Source organism: Myxococcus sp. AM011, from assembly GCF_013372595.1.
GTDB classification, from domain to species: domain Bacteria; phylum Myxococcota; class Myxococcia; order Myxococcales; family Myxococcaceae; genus Myxococcus; species Myxococcus eversor.
On sequence record NZ_JABXEM010000460.1, the window covers coordinates 1 to 4,111 of the forward strand.

Genomic DNA, 4,111 nt, shown 5'->3' on the forward strand with positions numbered 1-4,111 from the left:
GCCTCACCGCCCCGGCCTTGAACTCCTCCGTGTAGCTACGCCGGGGACGTCGTGGCTTCTTCACTTCCGTCATGTTGGACACCGTACCTGCCTCTTCCTTGGTGTCCACTGAAGCGGATCAAGCCCATCTCTGGACATTTGTCTATACAGAGGGCGTCCAGCCCACCAACAATCTCGCCGAGAGAGACCTGCGCCATGCCGTCATCTGGCGCAAGACGAGCTTCGGTACCCAGAGCGAGGACGCCAGTCTCTTCGTCGCACGCATCCTCACCGCCGTGATGAGTCTCAGGAAGCAGGAGCGCAACGTGCTCGACTATCTCACCGCCTCCGTCGAAGCTCAGCTCCACGGCACTCCCGCACCCTCACTGCTACCCGGCACGTAACCTCAGTTCACCTTTCCGCCGGCCTGCGCCGTGAACGGTTACGGGGGAGCTTCTTCGAGACGCAGTGAGCCCTTCCCCGCGCAGATGCCAACCAGGCCCTACTGTGGGTTCCACCGCGCCGCCCGCACAACGCATGCGCGCGACGGCCTCCACGCCAGAAGAGTACCCAAGTTCGCGTGAAGGCCCTCCAGGCCACGAAGGGCGACTTCCGGTCGCGCGCGCAACGGGCCACCGGTCGACTGGGTCGCGCGTGGAGTTTTTCGCCCGACAAGAGGAGGCGGCTCCACCGGAGGCCAGGAGTCGCGTCCAGCTACGGTGATACTGCGACTCTGATGCCTCCTGGCCCGGCCAAGATCATGTGCATGACGCAGCATGAATGGTGACGACTCAGTGCACTGTTCGTCCTGGTGTTGTGCTCGGCCCCTGGCGATGAGCCTGTCCGCCGGGCTTACGTGGTGACCTTGGATGTTCAGCGAATACAGACGACCGCTGCTTCAGTCCGCGGATGACGACCTGCCCTAGACAGGAGTCCCAACCAGAGACCGTGAATCTCAATCAACTGATGGTGCGGACGGCCTTGTCGGTGGATTTGAGGTCGAACGCTTCGGGGTCATACGGGCCGCCGAGCCACTGGCGCATTTCCTCATGCTCTCCGTGCTCGGGGTCCTCAAGTGCCTTGAGGAGTCGCTCGTAGCCGGGGACGCCACCGCAGTCATCGGGCGGCGCCGCTCTGGCTCCCGCGACGCATGCGGGGTATCGCTTGCCAGGTTCGGCAGGTTGCACCTTCTTTACGCGGCGGCGGTGCACCCAGTCGTCACCGAAGTCATAGATATAACCGAAGAGGCTACGAGCGCGCGGGGCGATGTCCGAGACGGAGTACTCGCGCTCATCCCGCAGAGAGGCATCGCCGCCGAAGCCCCTGTCATCAGCCTCGCCCGCCATATCTCCGTATCGCCGCCGTGAAGTGTCCTCGAACACGTGCATGTGGCTGTGGTTCCACCCGAAGGCCTCTTGCAGCACGTCGTGCAGCTTCGACAGGGGCATGTCACTGCGCACAAGAAGCTCGCGCCAGATGACCGGCTGGATGCCCACCAACTCGACGTACAGCACGTGAATGGAAAGCTCAGAGGTCGTCTTCTTGCGGGAAGCCATGGACGAGGGCGTATGTAAGCACTCCAGACATGGGGAGAAGGTGTCCTGACAGTCCCCTGCGGCTGAGTGTACGAAAAAGAAGAAACAGTTCCGGCTGGGCCGCAATGCTCCCGACCTCCGCATGGACTGCACTGCTTTGCGATCGCGAAGGTGGGACGGCGGCCTGTGTGACGGACCGGGGTAATGGATCGCAGGCGGGTCACCCAAGCAGTTCGTAGCGGGGTCGGCCAAGCGGATCGCCCCGGGGTCGGCCAAGCGGACCGCAAGTCGGAGCAGTCGGGACGGCGGTCCGCACACCCAGAAAACAGTTGGAAGAAACGCGGCTGGCAGGGGGGTGAGCGCCTACCCGGCCAGTTCATCCCGTGCATCGTGCATCCTCGCGAGACCACGAGCACCGCCCCCGCGGTGCGCCCAGGGACGCGCGCGGATGAGCTACCGGAGAGTCGACATGGACAGGTTGAGAGAGTTGGTGCGGTTGCACCGCATGGGGACGGGTGCGCGCGAAGTGGCCCGGCTGTTGGGCATGGGGCCGAATACGGAGAGGGCGTATCGCGCGGCGCTCGTGGCGGGTGGTGTCCTGGAGGGTCCCGCTGACGAGGTGCCTGAGTTGGACGCGCTCAAGGCGCTGGTGTTGCTGAGAGAAGTGGTTGATGGAGATCGAGGTCGCGACGAGCGCGCTGGTTGCCGGGAAGGAATGTTGCAGGCCGCGCGGAGTCCAGCAGCGAGCCGGATGCTGGCACGCCACGCTGCGTGAGGTAGTCCACGGGGCCCAGAGAGGACGGGGCGCGGCGGTGTTCGCCAGCTCGCGTGAGAGAAAGGTGACCTGGAGCGTGCGCCAACACGCTCACAGGTCGAGCGCCCCGCTCAACGTGTGAGAGAGAAGCGAGGCCCCCAAGAAGTCGTACGGACGCGCGTCGGCGTCAAGTCCTGGGCGGCACAGATGCCGTTCGTCTCGGCTGTACGTCCGGCGAGCTGCGCCGCTTGCGGCGCGGCGAGCCGCCCTGTGGGAGCTCCCCTGGGGCTTCATGGGCATGGCAGCCGGAGCCGCCAGGTGCGCGGGCCGCTGGACGCTGGCGCGTCGCCCGTGCTCGTGGAGTTGCGCGGTGTGTTGGCGGTCATCGCGGAGCGCGGAAATCTGGTCATCGGAAGCAGCTCGGCCCCGCGCCCCCGACCGCAGAGGCGGAGCGGGAGAGCGAGGCCGGTTGGCCGCGTCGGGGCGCGGAGGAGTTCAGCCCTTCTTGGCCTTGCGCTCGGCTCGGGACTCCTCGGCCACGCGTCGGCGGTAGCTGTCGCCCTCAATGCTGATGATGCTGGCGTGGTGGATGACGCGGTCGATGAGGGCGATGGCGCAGGCGGCGTTGGGGAAGATGGTGGTCCACTCCGAAAACGGGAGATTGGTCGTCAGGACAATCGGCTTCTTCTCATACCTGCGCGACACCACCTGGAAGAGCAGGTCGGCGTTCCTCGCGTCGTAGGAGAGGTAGCCAATCTCGTCGATGACGAGCAGGCCCGCCTGGGTGCAGTAGTGCTTCAGGCGCCTGTCGAGGGCCCTGGCGGAGTCCTGACTGCCGAGGTCGAGCAGCAATTGGGAGGCGGTGGTGAAGAGGACGGAGTGGCCAGCCTGCACGGCGTTGTAGGCGATGTTCTGGGCAATCATGGTCTTGCCCAGTCCTTGAGGGGCGACAAGGACGACGTTGGCGGGGCGGGCCATGAAGTCCAGGGCCAGGGCGCTCTCGACGGCCGGCCTGTCAATGCGCTTGGGCCAGCCCCAGTCGAAGTCGGCCATCGTCCTGAGCGCACCGAGCTTGCTGCGCGACAGGCGTCGCTCCACGCTGCGTCGAGCCCGGTCCTTCGTCTCTTCCTCGGCGATGGCTTCCAGCAACTCGGTGGGCCCCCACCTTCTCTTGGTGGCCATGGCGATGAGGTCATCGAGCGCGTCGCTGGTGTGGCTCAGTCCGAGGGCGGTGAGACGTTCTCTTGCTCCGGGTCGCCCCCGAGGAGGGCGTCGTAGGCGTTGAGGGAATGCTGGGGGACGCGCTTCGCGCACGCGCGGGTCATCTGGCAGCACCAGGGGCAGCGGCGGGGGCGCCCCCTTCTGACGGCGTCTCTGGTCGAGGACGTGGGCGACAGAAGCGGGCCCGAGTGCGCCGCGCTCGAGCGTCTCGGCCAGGGCGGCGTCCAGTTCCGCGGCGCCGTAGCGCTCCGCCAGCGCCAGCAGCTTCACGGTGTGGTTGCCGAGGTTGTCACCGCGGTCGGCGAGGGCCTGGAGCATCTGGTCGGCACGAGGGCAGCGGGCGCGCAGCAAGTCCCTGCCGCGCAGCTCGTGGGCGTGGGCCTTCTTCTTCGCCAGCGCGGCCAGGTGCCGCGCGTCCTCGACGACGGCGCCCTTGTCCCAGCTGCGCACGTGCGAGGCGACCTGCTCTGGGCGCCGTCGAGCAGGCGCACCGTGGAGGGGGAGGCCACCAGCGTGAGGGGACGGCGTACCAGGGCATCCGGAATCGAGTAGTCATTGCCGTCAAAGCGCACGTAGGGCGTCTTGCCGGAGGAGGCGGGGCGCACCACGTCGGCTGTCTCTT

3 protein-coding genes and 1 pseudogene are annotated in these 4,111 nt (G+C 66.6%); 2 read left to right on the forward strand and 2 right to left on the reverse strand.

What is annotated here, in order from left to right:
• Positions 1-119: 119 nt before the first annotated feature.
• A pseudogene (locus HUW62_RS45995) lies at positions 120-383 on the forward strand (transposase); the annotation flags it as partial.
• A gap of 555 nt (positions 384-938) precedes the next feature.
• Here HUW62_RS45995 and HUW62_RS46000 read toward each other — a convergent pair.
• Positions 939-1,535, reverse strand: a complete 597-nt coding sequence (locus tag HUW62_RS46000) for a plasmid pRiA4b ORF-3 family protein (protein ID WP_176438054.1) — start codon at positions 1,533-1,535, stop codon at positions 939-941.
• Between the two features lie 448 nt (positions 1,536-1,983).
• On the opposite strand from HUW62_RS46000, the gene HUW62_RS46005 reads away from it, so the two are divergent.
• Positions 1,984-2,289: a hypothetical protein gene (locus HUW62_RS46005; protein WP_176438055.1), complete on the forward strand. Its 306-nt coding sequence runs from the start codon at positions 1,984-1,986 to the stop codon at positions 2,287-2,289.
• Between the two features lie 474 nt (positions 2,290-2,763).
• Here the strand turns inward: HUW62_RS46005 and istB are convergent, their stop codons facing one another.
• Positions 2,764-3,939 (reverse strand): IS21-like element helper ATPase IstB, encoded by a 1,176-nt coding sequence (istB, locus tag HUW62_RS46010; protein ID WP_368670648.1) that lies wholly within the window; start codon positions 3,937-3,939, stop codon positions 2,764-2,766.
• Positions 3,940-4,111: the final 172 nt, after the last annotated feature.